This is a genomic window from Streptomyces sp. NPDC002138, assembly GCF_040296485.1.
Lineage (GTDB): Bacteria > Actinomycetota > Actinomycetes > Streptomycetales > Streptomycetaceae > Streptomyces.
Window position 1 is genome coordinate 39,303 of the sequence record NZ_JBEOXE010000010.1, and the last position, 15,029, is coordinate 54,331.

A 15,029-nucleotide genomic window follows, 5' to 3' on the forward strand; every position below is an offset into this window, starting at 1 on the left:
TGCTGTTGTGGTTTCCGTCGCGTGTCAGGTCAACAGGGTATCCGGTCGCAGGGGGTGTTGCCGTCCGTCCTGTGGACGGGGGCCCGGGTACCGTGATCATTGCCTGTCCCCTGTCCCTGACCGCCGTGACCACCGAGGACGTCGCCGTGCCCTGGACCATGCCTTCGCGAAGGAGCCTGCTGGCGGGAGCCGCCGGCGCGGCCGGTACCGCGCTGCTCACCGGGTGCTCGGGGGAGCACGTGGCCGCCGGGGCGGCCGAGGCTCCACCCGAACGGCCGATCCGCGAGAGTGCCGTACGGGACAGCGAACTGCTGCTGGAACGTTACGACGCCACCATCGCCGCGCATCCGCCGCTGGCCGAGCGGCTCGCTCCGCTGCGCGCGGCCGTGGCCGCGCACCGGGGGGCGCTGGCCGACGACGGGGCGCCCAAGCCGTCCCCGTCGCCCTCGGGGTCCGCCTCCACGACGGCGGATCCGCGGACGGGCGCGGCCGGGAATCCGCCCGGGAAGACCGCGGGCAAGAACGCCGACCCGGTTCCGGCGCAGCCCGCCGAGGCGCTGACGGCGCTCGCGACCGCGGAGCGGGACCTGGCGGAGGCCCGCAGGATCGCCCTGGCCGGGACCTCGGGCGAGCTGGCCCGGCTGCTCGCCTCGGTGGCCGCCTGCGGCTCTGTGCACACCTACCTGCTCGGCCTGAACCCCGGAGGCACCGCGTGACCAGGGCAGCGACACCGACGCACGGCGCGACGGAACCCACCCGCGGCGGCAGCCGCCCGCTGACGGCCGCGCAGGCCGTCCTGGCCGCCGAGCACGCGGCCGCCTACGGCTACGGGGTGATCGGCGCCCGGGTCGCGGCCGAGCGCGCGAACGAGGCCCGCGACGCCTACGGAGTCCACCTCGCCCGGCGTGACGCGCTCACCCGCACCGTGCGTGACCTGGGCGGATCCCCGCAGCCCGCGGAGGCGGCGTACGCCCTGCCGTTCCCGGTGCGCACCCCGGCCGACGCGGAGCGCCTCGCGGCCGAGATCGAGGAGCGGGTGGCGGGCGCGTACTCCGATCTGGTGCGCGCGGCGGGCGGCCCGCTGCGCCGCGAGGCGGCCGACGCGCTGAGCGCCGCGGCGGTCCGCGCCGCGCGCTGGCGTGGCGGCGGCGTAGCCTTCCCTGGGCTCGCGGAACGCGCAGAGCGAGTCCGCAACAGCTGAAAGGGATCCCGCACGCATGGCTTTCGAACCGCCGGAGCGGCTTGTCCGGGCGCTCGGCGAGACGCCGGAATCGTCGCAGACCACGGAGTGGCTGGGGCGGTTGCCCGAGCTGACCGGGAAGGCGCTGGCCCGGCGTGGAGTGCAGGTCCAGCGGGTGCAGGCGCCGGGCGGGCGCAGCAGCCTGGTCGTGCTGGTCCGGTACGCCGACGGGACCCCGGCCACGCTGAAGATCGCGCCGCCGCAGGCCCGGCCGGACCGGGAGCGGGCCGCGCTGGACCACTGGGCCGGTTTCGGGGCCGTACGGGTGCTGGACGACGCCGTGACGGGCGGCGCGCGGGGCGACGGCTCGGAGGACGACGGCGCGCTGCTCCTGGAGCGGCTCCAGCCGGAGGTCTCGCTGCGGTCGCTGCCGGAGGCGAAGGCGCTGCTGGAGGCGGCCGGGACGATCCGGCGGCTGTGGGTGCCGCCCGCGGCGGACCACCCGTTCGAGACGGTGACGGAGCGCACGGGCCGTCAGTGCGCAGCGCTGGCCGCCGCGCCCGAGCAGGCGGCTCCGCTGGTCGAAGCCGCGCTGGCGGCCCGCGAGGAACTGACCGCGCTGCCGGGTGAACCGGTGCTGCTGCACGGGAACTTCCGCCAGGGCAAGGTGCTGGCGGGCGAGCGGGCGCCGTGGCTGACGGTCGGCCCGGAGCCGCTGGTCGGCGACCGGGAGTACGACCTGGCCCGGCTGTGCCGGGACCGGCTGGAGGACCAGGTCGCCACCTCGGCGGGGGCGGCGGGCGCGCGGCGGCGGGTGAACCGGCTGGCGGATTCGCTGGAGGTGGACCGGGACCGGCTGCGCGGCTGGACGCTCTTCAGGGCGGTGGAGTCCGGGGTCCGGGCGATGGCGGCGGGCCGCCGTCGGGACGGCGAGCTGCTGCTGGAGTTCGCCGGCTGGCTGTAGGGCCGGTTGTGGCGGCCGCCCGCGGGCATATCGTAGGTACGTGGGTTTGTCCGGCAGGAGGCCGTCATGGTCGGAGAACTGCTGACGGCGGCAATCGCCGCGGGAACCGGTATCGCGGTCCTGTTGGGCGCCGCCTCCCGGGTGGTCAAGCAGTACGAACGCGGCGTGGTGTTCCGCTTCGGCCGGTTGCGGGAGGGGATCCGGGGGCCCGGATACACCCTGGTCGTCCCGGTCATGGACCGGCTGCACAAGGTCAACATGCAGATCGTGACGATGCCGATCCCGGCCCAGGAGGGCATCACGCGGGACAACGTCACGGTCCGGGTGGACGCGGTCGTGTACTTCAAGGTCGTCGACGCGGCGAACGCGATCATCGAGGTGGAGGACTACCGCTTCGCGGTCTCGCAGATGGCCCAGACCTCGCTGCGGTCCATCATCGGCAAGTCCGACCTGGACGATCTGCTGTCCAACAGGGAGCAGCTGAACCAGGGCCTGGAGCTGATGATCGACAGCCCGGCGATCGGGTGGGGCGTGCAGATCGACCGGGTCGAGATCAAGGACGTGTCGCTGCCGGAGACGATGAAGCGGTCGATGGCCCGGCAGGCGGAGGCGGACCGGGAGCGGCGGGCGCGGGTGATCAACGCGGATGCGGAGCTCCAGGCGTCGAAGAAGCTGGCCGAGGCGGCCGAGGTGATGTCGGAGCAGCCGGCGGCGCTGCAGTTGCGGCTGCTGCAGACGGTGGTCGCGGTGGCGGCGGAGAAGAACTCCACCCTGGTCCTCCCGTTCCCGGTGGAGCTCCTCCGCTTCCTGGAACGCGCGGCCCCCGCGCCCCCGGCCCCTATCGCGCCCCCCACACCGCCCCCGGTCACGGAGGAGCCCCCGCCGTAACCCCGGCCCGGTATTCGCCTCCGGCACCGCCGAACCGGCCCCACACATCGGCCGGCGGGGTTACGTCAGGCGGGACAGGGCCTCGTCCAGGGGGAGTTCCTCGCGGACACCGGTGGCCCGGTTCTGGAGCTCGACCACCGACTCCGCGGACCGCCGCCCCGCGACCAGGATCCACGGCACGCCCATCAGCTCGGCATCCGTCAGCTTCACCCCGGGCGACAGCCCGGCCCGGTCGTCCAGCAGGACCCGCTTCCCGGCCCCGGCCAGCGCCCCGGCCGCCCGCTCCGCCAGCGCGAGCGGCACCGCCTTGCCCGCCGCCACCACGTGGACATCGGCGGGGGCGACCGCCGCGGGCCAGCACAGACCCCGCTCGTCCGCCGTCTGTTCGGCCAGGGCCGCCACTGCCCGGGAGACGCCGATGCCGTACGAACCCATGGTGACCCGGACCGGCTTGCCCTCCTTGCCGAGGACGTCGAGCCCGAAGGCGTCGGCGTACTTGCGGCCCAGCTGGAAGATGTGGCCGATCTCGATGGCCCGGTCCAGCCGGAGCCCCGTACCGCAGGCCGGGCAGGGGTCCCCGGGCTCGACCACGACCACGTCGAGGTACTGGTCGACCTCGAAGTCCCGCCCGCACACCACGTTGCGCGCGTGGGTGTCGACGCGGTTGGCGCCGGTGACCCACGAAGTGCCGGGCGCGATCCGGGGGTCGGCCAGATAGCGGACCTTCTCCAGGCCCTGCGGGCCCACGTAGCCGCGTACCAGGTCGGGGCGGCCGGTGAAGTCCTCGGCCGTCACCAACTCGACGACTGCCGGGGCCAGATGCTCGCCCAGCTTGCCCAGGTCGACCTCGCGGTCCCCCGGTACGCCGACGGCCACGATCTCGCCGTCGACCTTGACCAGCAGGTTCTTCAGCGTCGCCGAGGCCGGTACGCCGAGGTGCGCGGCCAGCGTCTCGATGGTGGGGGTGTCGGGGGTGGCGATGTCCTCGACGGGGCCGTGTTCGCCGGTGACCGGCGTCAGGGCGAAGGTGACGGCCTCGGTGTTGGCCGCGTAGTCGCAGGACGGGCAGTCGACGAAGGTGTCCTCGCCCGCGCCCGCGGGGGCCAGGAACTCCTCGGAGGCGGAGCCGCCCATCGCACCCGAGACCGCGGAGACGATGCGGTGGTCCAGCCCGAGCCGGGTGAAGATCCGCTGGTAGGCGGCGCGGTGGAGCGCGTACGACTCGGCCAGGCCCTCGTCGCTGACGTCGAAGGAGTAGGAGTCCTTCATCTGGAACTCGCGGCCGCGCAGCACGCCGGAGCGCGGCCGGGCCTCGTCGCGGTACTTGGTCTGGATCTGATAGAGCATCACCGGCAGGTCCTTGTAGGACGTGCACTGGTCCTTCACCACGAGGGTGAAGATCTCCTCGTGGGTGGGGCCGAGCAGATAGTCGGCGCCCTTGCGGTCCTTGAGCCGGAAGAGCAGGTCGCCGTACTCCGTCCAGCGCCCGCTGACCTCGTACGGCTCGCGCGGCAGCAGCGCGGGCAGCAGCACCTCCTGGGCGCCGATCGCGTCCATCTCCTCGCGGACGACGCGCGAGACGTTCTCCAGGACCCGCTTGCCGAGCGGCAGCCAGCTCCATACACCGGCCGAGCTGCGGCGGACGTAGCCGGCGCGGACGAGGAGCTTGTGGCTGAGGGTCTCGGCGTCGGCCGGGTCCTCACGGAGGGTCTTGGCCATCAGGCGGGACATGCGCTGCACGTGTTGCGTTGACATGACGCGAGGCTACCGGGGGCGCCGCGGCCCCGGAAAATCCATTACGGGCCGGGCGCGGGGCGGGGTGCGGGCCGGGGAAACGGCCGGTGTCAGGGCCGGGACAGCGGCAGGGGGGCGCCCATCACGGCGTACGGCAGGCGCGCGCTCGGGAAGCGCACCTGCCGGGCGAGGTCGGTGTAGCCCAGCTTGCGGTAGAGGGCGCGGGCCGGGCTGTCGGTGTCGATGGCGGACAGGATCGAGCGCGGCTCGACGGCGGTGTCGGTGATCCGCGTGATCAGGGCTCGGCCGACGCCCCGGCCCTGGAAGGCGGGGTGGACGTGGAGTTCGGTGATGACGAAGGAGCCGTCGAGCCATCCGTCGTGGCCGCCCGCGCGCAGGTGGGGCTCGACGACCGTGGACCACCAGTGGCTGCGGTCGTTGGGCATCCCGTAGACGAATCCGACGAGCTCGTCCCCCTCCGCGAAGGCGCCCAGCGCGCGGGCCCCGGGGCAGATCATGTGGCGCTGCACGATGTAGCGCCGGATCGCCACCTCCTCCTCGCTCAGCCCGAAGGCGACGGCCTGGACCCGCAGGGCCTCGTCCACGCGGGCGGCGAGGTCGAGCGGACCGAGGGTGACGCCGGCGGGGTGGCGGGGGTCGCCCCCGGAGGTAGGCAGCATGTGGCCGACCTTACTTCGCGCCGCGCGCGCGGGGATACGACTGCGGCACACGCCGATGACACGGGGCGGCGGCAGGGGACGGCGGCGCGGGACGGGGGCATACGTCGGCGTGGACCGGGGAGGCCGCGGGCCGGGTCAGAACAGGACGCTCATGAACGCGCCGACCTCACGGAAGCCGACCCGCCGGTACGAGGCCCGGGCGGCGGTGTTGAAGTCGTTCACGTAGAGGCTGACGACGGGGGCGATGTCCCGCAGGGCGTACGCGACCACGGCGGCCATCCCCGTCTCGGAGTGGCCGAGGCCGCGGAAGGCGGGGTCGACCCAGACGCCCTGGATCTGGCAGGCGCGGGAGGTGGCCGCGCCGATCTCGGCCTTGAAGACGACCTTGCCGTCCTCGAACCGGGCGAAGGAGCGGCCCGCGGCGACCAGTTCGGCGACCCGGGCCTGGTAGAGGAGGCCGCCGTCCCCGGCGAGCGGGGAGACGCCGACTTCCTCGGTGAACATGGCCACGCACGCGGGCATGATCATGTCCATCTCTTCCTTGCGGACCCGGCGGACCAGCGGGTCCGCGGCGATCTCGGCGGACGGCTGCTCGGTGGTCATCAGGGGCTGGTGGGAGCGGACGTCGCGGGCGGGGCCCCAGTGCGGCTCCAGCAGCCGCCACAGCAGCCCCGCGGCCTCGACCGGGCCCACGATGGAGGAGCAGCGGCGGCCGGTGCGCCGGGCGCGGTCGGCGAAGGCCCGTACGGCGTCGGGGGTGGCGCAGACGGGGACCAGGTTCGCGCCCGCGTAGCACAGGGAGCGCAGCTCGCCGTCGGTGTACCAGCCCCACATCTCGCCGCCGAGGCGCCAGGGGTCGAGGCCCGCGACCTGGACCCGGGACGTGACGAAGGCGTTCGCGACGGGCTCGCGGCCGAGCACCTCGAGCGCGGCGTCGAGATCGCTGGGTTCCAGGACCCGGGTGGTGGTCTGCGTCAACACTGTAGGAGGCCTCACCATGCACGTCCGCTGATCTCCGCACTGTACCCGGCGGGCCCGGGGGGTGCCGCCCGCAGCGGGGCAAAAAAGGCCCCGGCCCCGCCCGCGAGCTGCGGGAACGGGGCCGGGGCCGGAAAACGCGGAGGGTGTGCGGAGCGGCCGGTCAGCCCGCGACGGAGATCTGCGGCTCGCCGGACATCACGCCGTCCTTCTCCATCTGCTCGGCGATCTTCAGCGCCTCTTCGATGAGGGTCTCGACGATCTTCGACTCGGGCACGGTCTTGATGATCTCGCCCTTGACGAAGATCTGGCCCTTGCCGTTGCCGGAGGCGACGCCGAGGTCGGCCTCGCGGGCCTCGCCGGGTCCGTTGACGACGCAGCCCATGACGGCGACGCGCAGCGGCACCTCCATGCCGTCCAGACCCGCGGAGACCTCTTCGGCCAGCTTGTAGACGTCGACCTGGGCGCGGCCGCAGGAGGGGCAGGAGACGATCTCCAGGCGGCGCTGCTTGAGGTTCAGCGACTCGAGGATCTGCAGGCCGACCTTGATCTCCTCGACCGGCGGGGCCGACAGGGAGACGCGGATGGTGTCGCCGATGCCCTCGGAGAGCAGCGCGCCGAAGGCGACGGCGGACTTGATGGTGCCCTGGAAGGCGGGGCCGGCCTCGGTGACGCCGAGGTGCAGCGGGTAGTCGCAGGCGACGGCGAGCTGGCGGTAGGCGTTGACCATCACGACGGGGTCGTTGTGCTTGACCGAGATCTTGATGTCGCCGAAGCCGTGCTCCTCGAAGAGGGAGGCCTCCCACAGCGCGGACTCGACCAGCGCCTCGGGGGTGGCCTTGCCGTACTTCTTCAGCAGTCGCGCGTCGAGGGAGCCCGCGTTGACGCCGATCCGGATCGGGGTGCCCGCGTCGCCGGCGGCGCGCGCGATCTCCTTGACCTTGTCGTCGAACTGCTTGATGTTGCCCGGGTTCACGCGGACCGCAGCGCAGCCCGCGTCGATCGCCGCGAAGACGTACTTGGGCTGGAAGTGGATGTCGGCGATGACCGGGATCTGCGACTTCTTCGCGATCACCGCGAGGGCGTCGGCATCGTCCTGGGTCGGGCAGGCCACCCGCACGATCTGGCAGCCGGAGGCCGTCAGCTCGGCGATCTGCTGCAGCGTGGCGCCGATGTCGGAGGTCCGGGTCGTGGTCATGGACTGCACCGACACGGGTGCGTCGCCGCCGACGGCGACCGAGCCGACCTGGATCTTGCGGCTGACCCGACGGGCGGCAAGCCTGGTCGGCACGGACGGCATTCCGAGAGAGATGGCAGTCATCTGCTGAGCAACCCCAAGGTGTGGATCAAGGCATGGATCGAGGTCCCGAGATCGGCGGGCTCCAGCCTTCGAGATTACGCCAATCAGAACGCCCCCCGCGCATCCGAGGGGCCGCACCACCCAAACGTAGGGAGTCGGACACGAATCGTGGCCGACTCCCCCTCGAGTGCTGTACGAAGATCAGCTGAACGGCGGCCACCGCGGCGGGTGGTCCCGCGGCGACGGCCACCGCCGTGGCACCGATCAGCTGATCTTGATCGGGTTCACCACATCCGCCACCATCACCAGCAGCGTGAAGCAGACGAAGACACCGGCCACCAGGTACGCGGCGGGCATCAGCTTGGCCACGTCGAAGGGGCCCGGGTCGGGGCGCCGGAAGACCCGCGCCACATTGCGCCGGACCGACTCCCACAGGGCGCCCGCGATGTGCCCGCCGTCGAGCGGGAGCAGCGGCAGCATGTTGAACAGGAACAGCGCCAGGTTGAACATCCCGACGAGGTTCAGGAACATCACGAGCCGGTCGGTGGCCGGGATGTCGAGGTTGGCGATCTCGCCGCCGATGCGGGCCGCGCCGACGATGCCGATCGGGGAGTCCGGCTGGCGCTCGCCGTCGCCGAAGGCCGCGTTCCACAGCGGGGGGATCTTGGACGGCAGCTTGAGCAGACCGCTCACGCTCTCGTCCACGACATCGGCCATGTGGCTCGCGGACTGCCCGAAGGTGAGCGCCTGGGTCTCGGTGGCGGGGCCGAAGCCGAGGAAGCCCGCCGTGACGAACTGGCCCTTGACGTAGCCGCCGTGGCCGTCGGTCTTGCCGACCGTGTTCTCGATCAGCGTGGGCGTGAGGGTCACTTCCTTGCCGTCGCGCAGGACGGTGACGGTGACCGGGCCGACGGTGTCGCGGATCTTCTCCTGGAGCACCGACCAGTCGGTGACCTTGTGCCCGTCGAAGGCGACGATCTTGTCACCGGCGCGGAGCCCGGCGGCCTTGGCCGGGGCCACCGGGTCGCCCGGCTTGCAGGTGGTGCGCTTGTCGCTCTGCTTGAGGACGCAGTCGGAGACCGAGGCCACCTTGGTCGTCTGCTGGGTGACCCCGAAGGTCATCCAGACGCCGAAGAAGACGGCGAGGGCGAGCACCAGGTTCATGAAGGGGCCCGCGAACATCACGATCACGCGCTTCCACGGCTTGCGCGTGTAGAAGAGCCGGTCCTCGTCGCCGGGCTGGAGCTCCTCGTACGCCGCCGAGCGGGCGTCTTCGATCATCGACCGGAAGGGGGAGGTCGAGCGGGCCGTGACCCTGCCGTCCTCGCCGGGCGGGAACATCCCGATCATGCGGATGTAGCCGCCCATCGGGATGGCCTTGAGCCCGTACTCGGTGTCGCCCTTCTTGCGCGACCAGATGGTCCGGCCGAAGCCGACCATGTACTGCGGGACGCGGATGCCGAACAGCTTGGCCGTGGACAGGTGGCCCAGCTCGTGCCAGGCGATCGAGACCAGCAGTCCCACCACGAAGATGAGCATGCCGATCACGGTCATCAGAATCGTCATGCGCGCGCCTCCACGGCGGCCTTCGCCGCCATCTCCCGTGCCCGGGCCCGTGCCCAGGTCTCCGCCTCGAGGACGTCCCGGACGGTCAGAGAGGTTCCCGAGCCCGGCGTTCCGTGCTCGTCGACCACGGCTGCGACGGTATCCATGATTGCTGTGAACGGCAGCCGACCGGCCAGGAAGGCCTCCACGCACTCCTCGTTCGCCGCATTGAACACGGCGGGAGCGGTACCCCCGAGGGTACCGACGTGCCGGGCCAGGCCCACGGACGGGAAGGCCTCGGTGTCCAGCGGGAAGAACTCCCAGGTGGAGGCCTTGGTCCAGTCGAAGGCGGGGGCCGCGTCCGGGACCCGCTGGGGCCAGCCGAGGCCGATCGCGATGGGTCCGCGCATGTCGGGCGGGGTGGCCTGGGCGAGGGTGGAACCGTCGGTGAACTCGACCATCGAGTGCACGTAGGACTGCGGGTGGACCACGACCTCGATGCGGTCGAAGGGGATGTCGTAGAGGAGGTGCGCCTCGATGACCTCCAGCCCCTTGTTGACCAGGGTCGCGGAGTTCACGGTGATGACCGGGCCCATGGCCCAGGTGGGGTGCGCGAGGGCGTCCTCGACCGTGACGCCGGCCAGCTCGGCGCGGGTACGGCCGCGGAAGGGGCCGCCGGAGGCGGTGACGACCAGCTTGCGGACGTCGGCGCGGGTGCCGGCCGCGAGGGCCTGGAAGAGCGCCGCGTGCTCGGAGTCCACCGGGATGATCTGGCCGGGCCGGGCCAGTTCCTTGACGAGCGGTCCGCCGACGATCAGCGATTCCTTGTTGGCGAGCGCGAGGGTGCGTCCCGCGCGGAGCGCGGCGAGGGTGGGCCCGAGGCCGATGGACCCGGTGATGCCGTTGAGAACGGTGTGGCACTCGGACGCGGCGAGTTCGGCCGCCGCGTCCGGACCGGCCAGGATCTCCGGCATCGGCTCGGCGCCGTACTGGTCGCCCAGCGCTTCCTTCAGGGCCGGTACGACGTCCTCGCGGGCCACCGCCACCGTCTTCACCCGCAGCAGCCGGGCCTGCTCCGCGAGCAGCCCGACGCGACCGCCCGCGGCGGACAGCGCGGTCACCCGGAAGCGGTCCGGGTTGCGCAGGACGAGGTCGATGGCCTGGGTGCCGATGGAACCGGTGGACCCGAGGACGACGATGTCCCGGCGGCCGGCCGCGGCGTCGAAGAGGAGGTGCGGGTCGGCGAGGGGGGATGGGCTGTCGCTCATCCCCCTATTGTTGCCGCATCGCCGGGCCGCGCGGACACCGTCTCCCTAGGAGGATGCGCCGGTTCCCCTGGCGAACTTCTCCCACTGCGCCGTGACGATCTCCGGCGGCACTCCGCCGAAGTCCTTGATGTCGAGAATGTCGGACCGGAACGAGAGCGTGACGGAACCGGAGCGGATGACGGTCAGGTACTTGTACAGCGACAGGTTCTTCTCCTTCACGTCCTGGACCACGATCCGGTACGCCTGCGCCTCGTCCCCCAGTCGGGGTGCCGCGACCGCCTCCACCTTGAGGACCTTGCCCTCGGCGAGCATCCGGTCCTCGGTGTAGCCGCCCGCGCACTGCTTGCCCGCGGCCGCCAGGGACTTCAGGGCCGCGGTGGCGGCGCCGCCGTCCTTGTAGGAGCGCAGCAGGATCTCGGTGCCGATGTCCTGTATCCCGCCCGGGACGCCGGTCTTCACGTACGCCTGGGCGCTGTGGCCGGCCTTGCCGAGGCTGGTCAGGGGCTGACACACCGCCGGAGTGGCCTCGTACGACTCGTTCATCGGCTCGTCGAGGACCGGTTCGTCCGCCTCGTACGCCCCGGCCTTCTCGCCCGGGGCGAGGGCCAGGGCCTTGAGCCGGGCCGCGCCGGGGCCCGGGGCCGCCGGGGGCGGTGTGCTCGCGGCGGCCGTGCGGGGCGCGGGCATGCCCGTCTCCCTGTCCTCACGGCCGGCGCTGCCGCATGCGGCGGCGCCGGCCAGGAGGAGTACCGCCGTGGCGGCTCTCGCCGCCCGGCGGCCCCTCGTGTTCCCCACCCTGTGCATCGTGTGCCGTCCCCTTCGGATCATGTCGAGGACATGATTGTGCGGGAGATCAGCGGATGGGGCGGTGCACGTTCTTGTGCGCGGACGGACCGGGGGTGGCGTCGGCGATCCACGGGCCGTCGCCCGAGGGGTCCAGGACGCCCTCCTCCAGCCAGGTGTAGACGCCGCCGAGGACGCCTTCGACCACCGTGCGGTCCAGGTCGTCGGTGTTGGCCCAGAGCCGGCCGAAGAGTTCCTCGACCCGCAGCCGGGACTGCCGGCAGAAGGCGTCGGCCAGCTGGTAGGCCTCGCGGCCGTGGTCGCCGGTGGCGCGCAGGTGCTCGGCTCGGACGCAGGCCGCGCTCATCGCGAACAGTTCGGCGCCGATGTCCACGATCCGGCCGAGGAAGCCCTGCTTGGTCTCCATCCGGCCCTGCCAGCGGGACATCGCGTAGAAGGTGGAGCGGGCGAGTTTGCGGGCGCCGCGCTCGACATAGCGCAGGTGGGTGGCGAGGTCGGGGTGCCCACTCGGGTGGAAGGCGCGGTAGGTGCCGGGGACCGCTCCGGGTCCGGTCGCCAGTTTGGGCAGCCAGCGGGCGTAGAACCCGGCGGCCCGGGCGCCCGCCTTGGCCTTGTCGCCGAGCGCCTTGTCGGGGTCGATCAGGTCGCCCGCCACCGCCAGGTGGGCGTCGACGGCCTCGCGGGCGATGAGCAGGTGCATGATCTCGGTGGAGCCCTCGAAGATCCGGTTGATGCGCAGGTCGCGGAGCATCTGCTCGGCGGGGACGGCGCGCTCGCCGCGTGCGGCGAGGGACTCCGCGGTCTCGAAGCCGCGGCCGCCGCGGATCTGGACGAGTTCGTCGGCCATCAGGCAGGCCATCTCGCTGCCGTACAGCTTCGCCAGCGCGGCCTCGATGCGGATGTCGTTGCGGTCCTCGTCGGCCATCTGCGAGGCGAGGTCGACCATCGCCTCCAGGGCGAAGGTGGTGGCGGCGATGAAGGAGATCTTGGCGCCGACGGCCTCGTGCCGGGCGACCGGCCGGCCCCACTGCTCGCGCACCCCGGACCATTCGCGGGCGATCTTCAGGCACCACTTCCCGGCGCCGACGCACATCGCGGGCAGGGACAGCCGGCCGGTGTTGAGGGTGGTGAGGGCGATCTTCAGACCGGCGCCCTCGGGACCGATCCGGTGCGCGGCCGGGACCCGCACCTGGTGCAGCCGGGTGACGCCGTTCTCCAGACCGCGCAGACCCATGAAGGCGTTGCGGTGCTCGACGGTGACGCCCGGCGAGTCCGCCTCGACGACGAAGGCGGTGATCCCGCCCTTGTGTCCCTCGGACCTCGGCACCCGGGCCATGACGACGAGCAGGTCGGCCACGACGCCGTTGGTGGTCCAGAGCTTCACGCCGTCCAGGACGTAGGTGTCGTCCCCGTCCGGCACGGCGGTGGTGGCGAGGCGGGCCGGGTCGGAGCCGACGTCCGGTTCGGTGAGCAGGAAGGCGCTGATGTCGGTGCGGGCGCAGCGCGGCAGGAAGAGGTCGCGCTGCTCCTGGGTGCCGAAGAGCTTGAGCGGCTGCGGTACGCCGATCGACTGGTGCGCGGAGAGCAGGGCGCCGATGGCCGGGCTGACGGAGCCGACGAGGGCCAGCGCCTTGTTGTAGTACACCTGGGTGAGCCCGAGGCCCCCGTACTTGGTGTCGATCTTCATCCCGAGGGCGCCGAGTTCCTTGAGCCCGCGGACGGTCTCGTCGGGGATCTTCGCCTCGCGTTCGATGCGGGCCGCGAGGCCTGCTGCGAGTTCGGTCTCGCAGAACGCGCGGAGCCGTTCCAGGAAGGCCTCGCCGCGCCGGACGTCCTCGTCGGCGGGCACGGGATGGGGGTGGATCAGGTCGAGACGGAAGCGTCCGAGGAAGAGTTCCTTGGCGAAGCTGGGCTTGCGCCAGTCCTGCTCCCGGGCCGCCTCCGCGACCTGCCGTGCCTCGCGCTCGGTCACCTTGGGCTGTGTTGCGGACATGCGCAGCTCACCTCGCCGCCGAATCGGATGATCAGGTGATTACCGGTCGGTGCTACCAGTGAGTCGTACCCGCTCCGGGCGCCGGGGAAAAGGGGAACGGCCAAAAGGGGGACGGTCCGAACCCCCGCACAGTGGGTTCGGACCGTCGGCTCATCGCCCCAGGAGTCGCTCAGATGTCGAGGCCCGTGAGGACCAGGACGCGCTCGTAGGTGTAGTCGTCCATCGCGTAGCGGACGCCCTCGCGGCCCACGCCGGACTGCTTGACCCCGCCGTACGGCATCTGGTCGGCGCGGTAGGAGGGCGCGTCGCCGACGATCACGCCGCCGACCTCCAGCTCGCGGTGGGCGCGGAAGGCCGTCTGGATGTTGCGCGTGAAGACGCCGGTCTGAAGACCGAACTTCGAGTCGTTCACCGCGGCGAAGGCCTCGTCGGTGCCCTCGACCTTCTGCAGGGTCAGGACCGGTCCGAAGACCTCCTCGCAGGCCAGCTTGACGCCCGCGGGCAGCTCGGCGACCACGGTGGGCTCGTACGAGGCCCCCTCGCGCTTGCCACCGGTGAGCAGCTTGGCGCCCGCGGCCACGGCCTCGTCCACCCAGGACTCGACGCGCTTGGCGGCGTCCTCGGAGACCAGCGGGCCGACGTCGGTGCCCGCGTCGGACGGGTCACCGGTGACCTGGGCCTGGACCTTGGCGACGACCTTCTCGACCAGGCGGTCGTAGACGGTGGCGTCGGCGATCACGCGCTGCACGGAGATGCAGGACTGGCCGGCCTGGTAGTTCGAGAAGGTCGCGATGCGGGTCGCGGCCCATTCGAGGTCGGCCTCGGAGGACCAGTCGTCCAGGACGACGGCCGCGGCGTTGCCGCCCAGCTCGAGGGTGCAGTGCTTGTGGGGCACCGACTGCTGGATGGCGTAGCCGACGGTGTCGGAACCGGTGAAGGAGATGACGGGCAGGCGCTCGTCCTTGACCAGGGCCGGCATCTTGTCGTTGGCCACGGGCAGCACGGACCAGGAACCGGCCGGGAGGTCGGTCTCGGCGAGCAGCTCGCCCAGGATCAGACCGGAGAGCGGGGTGGCCGGGGCGGGCTTCAGGATGATCGGCGCGCCGACGGCGATGGCCGGGGCCACCTTGTGGGCGCACAGGTTCAGCGGGAAGTTGAACGGCGCGATGCCGAGGACCGGGCCCTTGACGAAGCGGCGGGTCAGCGCGAGGCGGCCGACGCCACCGGCGTCGGTGTCCAGGCGCTGGGCCTCGCCGCCGTTGAAGCGGCGGGCCTCTTCGGCGGCGAACCGGAACACGGACACCGCGCGGCCGACCTCGCCGCGGGCCCACTTGATGGGCTTGCCGTTCTCGGCGGAGATCAGCTGGGCGATCTCCTCGGTGCGCTCGGTGAGCCGCTTGGAGACGTGGTCCAGGGCGGCGGCCCGTACGTGGGCCGGGGTCGCCGAGAACTCCGCGGTCACGGCGTGGGCGGCCGCCACGGCCTCCTCGACCTGCGCGTCGGTGGGCACGCTGACGGTGCCCACGACGCGGCCGTCCCAGGGGGACGTGACGTCGAAGCTGTCCTCGCCGGTGGTCTGGCGACCGGCGAGCCAGAAGGCGTGGGTGGAAGTCATGGCGAATCCCGGCCCTTCGGAGTGTGTGCGGAGTCCTTGTCCCTCCCACCGTAGGACTCCGCCGCGGATTCGGCGCTTGT

The 15,029-nt window shown here is 72.3% G+C and carries 13 protein-coding genes; 4 read left to right on the forward strand and 9 right to left on the reverse strand.

What is annotated here, in order from left to right:
* The first annotated feature begins 125 nt into the window (after positions 1-125).
* From ABT084_RS09000 to ABT084_RS09015, 4 genes are all read left to right on the forward strand, one after another.
* The gene (locus ABT084_RS09000; RefSeq protein ID WP_351039828.1) at positions 126-716 is read left to right on the forward strand and encodes a hypothetical protein; all 591 of its coding nucleotides are present in this window, start codon (positions 126-128) and stop codon (positions 714-716) included.
* 59 nt (positions 717-775) lie between these two features.
* Entirely contained in the window at positions 776-1,201 is a 426-nt protein-coding gene (locus ABT084_RS09005) for a ferritin-like domain-containing protein (RefSeq protein WP_351040097.1), read from the forward strand.
* A gap of 16 nt (positions 1,202-1,217) precedes the next feature.
* The gene (locus ABT084_RS09010) at positions 1,218-2,144 is read left to right on the forward strand and encodes an aminoglycoside phosphotransferase family protein (protein ID WP_351039831.1); all 927 of its coding nucleotides are present in this window, start codon (positions 1,218-1,220) and stop codon (positions 2,142-2,144) included.
* Between the two features lie 66 nt (positions 2,145-2,210).
* The gene (locus ABT084_RS09015) at positions 2,211-3,032 is read left to right on the forward strand and encodes a slipin family protein (RefSeq protein WP_351039834.1); all 822 of its coding nucleotides are present in this window, start codon (positions 2,211-2,213) and stop codon (positions 3,030-3,032) included.
* Between the two features lie 60 nt (positions 3,033-3,092).
* Here ABT084_RS09015 and ABT084_RS09020 read toward each other — a convergent pair whose 3' ends face one another.
* The 9 genes from ABT084_RS09020 to ABT084_RS09060 all read right to left on the reverse strand — a co-directional run bounded on the left by ABT084_RS09020 (position 3,093) and on the right by ABT084_RS09060 (position 14,949).
* Positions 3,093-4,787, reverse strand: coding sequence for a proline--tRNA ligase (locus ABT084_RS09020; protein ID WP_351039837.1), 1,695 nt, complete (start codon positions 4,785-4,787; stop codon positions 3,093-3,095).
* An 89-nt stretch (positions 4,788-4,876) separates the two neighbouring features.
* Positions 4,877-5,446, reverse strand: coding sequence for a GNAT family N-acetyltransferase (locus tag ABT084_RS09025; protein ID WP_351039840.1), 570 nt, complete (start codon positions 5,444-5,446; stop codon positions 4,877-4,879).
* A 135-nt stretch (positions 5,447-5,581) separates the two neighbouring features.
* Positions 5,582-6,445: a GNAT family N-acetyltransferase gene (locus tag ABT084_RS09030; protein ID WP_351039843.1), complete on the reverse strand. Its 864-nt coding sequence runs from the start codon at positions 6,443-6,445 to the stop codon at positions 5,582-5,584.
* A gap of 142 nt (positions 6,446-6,587) precedes the next feature.
* Entirely contained in the window at positions 6,588-7,745 is a 1,158-nt protein-coding gene (gene ispG / locus ABT084_RS09035) for a flavodoxin-dependent (E)-4-hydroxy-3-methylbut-2-enyl-diphosphate synthase (RefSeq protein ID WP_351039846.1), read from the reverse strand.
* 243 nt (positions 7,746-7,988) lie between these two features.
* A complete protein-coding gene (locus ABT084_RS09040; protein ID WP_351039849.1) occupies positions 7,989-9,290 on the reverse strand; it encodes a M50 family metallopeptidase in 1,302 nt (433 codons plus the stop codon).
* A complete protein-coding gene (gene dxr, locus ABT084_RS09045; RefSeq protein WP_351039851.1) occupies positions 9,287-10,537 on the reverse strand; it encodes a 1-deoxy-D-xylulose-5-phosphate reductoisomerase in 1,251 nt (416 codons plus the stop codon). Before dxr ends, ABT084_RS09040 begins: the two co-directional genes overlap by 4 nt.
* A gap of 45 nt (positions 10,538-10,582) precedes the next feature.
* Positions 10,583-11,224 carry a hypothetical protein gene (locus ABT084_RS09050; RefSeq protein WP_351039854.1) on the reverse strand — a complete coding sequence of 214 codons (642 nt, stop codon included), beginning with the start codon at positions 11,222-11,224 and terminating at the stop codon, positions 10,583-10,585.
* Between the two features lie 166 nt (positions 11,225-11,390).
* Positions 11,391-13,334, reverse strand: coding sequence for an acyl-CoA dehydrogenase family protein (locus ABT084_RS09055; RefSeq protein ID WP_351039856.1), 1,944 nt, complete (start codon positions 13,332-13,334; stop codon positions 11,391-11,393).
* 169 nt (positions 13,335-13,503) lie between these two features.
* Positions 13,504-14,949 carry an aldehyde dehydrogenase family protein gene (locus tag ABT084_RS09060; protein ID WP_351039859.1) on the reverse strand — a complete coding sequence of 482 codons (1,446 nt, stop codon included), beginning with the start codon at positions 14,947-14,949 and terminating at the stop codon, positions 13,504-13,506.
* Between the last annotated feature and the right edge of the window lie 80 nt (positions 14,950-15,029).

Excerpts from the sequence above, each read along its gene's own strand:
- ABT084_RS09010 (WP_351039831.1), top strand. The coding sequence starts at position 1,218 with ATGGCTTTCGAACCGCCGGAGCGGCTTGTCCGGGCGCTCGGCGAGACG.
- ABT084_RS09015 (WP_351039834.1), top strand. The coding sequence starts at position 2,211 with ATGGTCGGAGAACTGCTGACGGCGGCAATCGCCGCGGGAACCGGTATC.
- ABT084_RS09020 (WP_351039837.1), bottom strand. The coding sequence starts at position 4,787 with ATGTCAACGCAACACGTGCAGCGCATGTCCCGCCTGATGGCCAAGACC.
- ABT084_RS09025 (WP_351039840.1), bottom strand. The coding sequence starts at position 5,446 with ATGCTGCCTACCTCCGGGGGCGACCCCCGCCACCCCGCCGGCGTCACC.
- ABT084_RS09030 (WP_351039843.1), bottom strand. The coding sequence starts at position 6,445 with ATGGTGAGGCCTCCTACAGTGTTGACGCAGACCACCACCCGGGTCCTG.
- ispG (WP_351039846.1), bottom strand. The coding sequence starts at position 7,745 with ATGACTGCCATCTCTCTCGGAATGCCGTCCGTGCCGACCAGGCTTGCC.
- ABT084_RS09040 (WP_351039849.1), bottom strand. The coding sequence starts at position 9,290 with ATGACGATTCTGATGACCGTGATCGGCATGCTCATCTTCGTGGTGGGA.
- dxr (WP_351039851.1), bottom strand. The coding sequence starts at position 10,537 with ATGAGCGACAGCCCATCCCCCCTCGCCGACCCGCACCTCCTCTTCGAC.
- ABT084_RS09050 (WP_351039854.1), bottom strand. The coding sequence starts at position 11,224 with ATGCCCGCGCCCCGCACGGCCGCCGCGAGCACACCGCCCCCGGCGGCC.
- ABT084_RS09055 (WP_351039856.1), bottom strand. The coding sequence starts at position 13,334 with ATGTCCGCAACACAGCCCAAGGTGACCGAGCGCGAGGCACGGCAGGTC.
- ABT084_RS09060 (WP_351039859.1), bottom strand. The coding sequence starts at position 14,949 with ATGACTTCCACCCACGCCTTCTGGCTCGCCGGTCGCCAGACCACCGGC.